2 protein-coding genes are annotated in these 997 nt (G+C 65.4%); one reads left to right on the top strand and one right to left on the bottom strand.

Features of this window, described 5'->3' with window-relative positions; all coding sequences use genetic code 11:
• On the top strand, positions 1-234 hold a 234-nt coding region (locus tag AC1RWI_RS37990), incomplete at its 5' end, for an ABC transporter permease subunit (RefSeq protein WP_492870884.1).
• Between the two features lie 271 nt (positions 235-505).
• On the opposite strand, the gene AC1RWI_RS37985 is transcribed toward AC1RWI_RS37990, so the two are convergent.
• Positions 506-997 (bottom strand): porin (locus AC1RWI_RS37985; protein ID WP_492870883.1); only part of this gene is annotated, 492 nt, incomplete at its 5' end.

The raw sequence follows: 997 nt of genomic DNA, 5'->3' as shown, positions 1-997 counted from the left end.
CTGGCCAGCCTGCACGTCAGCTTCGGCTTCGCGCTGGTCGGCGCCGTGGTGGGCGAGTTCCTGGGCTCCAAGCAGGGGATCGGCCTGCTGATCGCCACGGCGCAGGGCGCCTTCAATGCCAGCGGCGTGTTCGCCGCCATGATCGTGCTAGCGGTGGTGGCGCTTGCCGCGGATTTCCTGCTGACCACGCTGGAAAACCGCCTGCTTAAATGGAAGCCGGGCAACCTTGCCTGACTGCCGCGTCGCGGCGGCACGGCGCAATAGCGCTGCGCGCGCGCCGGGACGCCATCTCCGTTGCCCACGCCGACTCCCCGTCGGGGTGGGCTTTTTTACTTGGTTCGCCGGGCTTGCCGCGAGCGTCCGCCTGCTGTCCTCCAGGTAGGAAAGGCGCACAAGCCTGAAGCGCGGAGCGAAGCCGCAAGGCGAAAAAAACCCGGCTTGTGGCCGGGACAAGGAAAGTTCGGAGCCAGGCCCGCGCCGCTAGGCACGCGCCGATGCAGTTGGATCAGAAGCGTGTGCGCATGCCCACCGCGAATTCGCTCTGGTGGGCGAAGCCGTTCGATTGCGCGGCGTGATAGCCGTGCTGCAGGAACATGTAGTCGGCCGCCAGGTAGACCTCGGTGCGCTTCGAGAAGTGGTAGAAGATCGAGCCGTACACCGTGTTCTTGCGGCCGCTGTCGGTCGCGGTCGAGGCGGCGGTGTTGCCGTAGGCGTTGATGGTGAAGCCGTTGGCATTCAGGGCGGCATGGCCGGCCTTCATCATCTGGTAGCCAATCTCGTAGTCGAAGGGACCGGCGGGATCGACCTTGAGCGACACCGTGTAGGCGTCGTCCTTGCGCTGGCCCAGCGCGCCCTGTTCGGCGGTGTAGTGGAAATAACCGGCGCTGGCGCGCACGATGCCCCACACATAGTTGCCGCCGGCGGAATAGGTACGGTTGCGCTGGCCATTCACATTGGCCTGGGTGAAGAAGCTGGAAACGTGGAAATTGCCGCCGTT

Source organism: Cupriavidus sp. MPR-AND1C, from assembly GCF_058809705.1.
The sequence above is the reverse complement of the archived record's forward strand: the minus strand, read 5'-3'. Positions and strand labels throughout refer to the sequence as shown.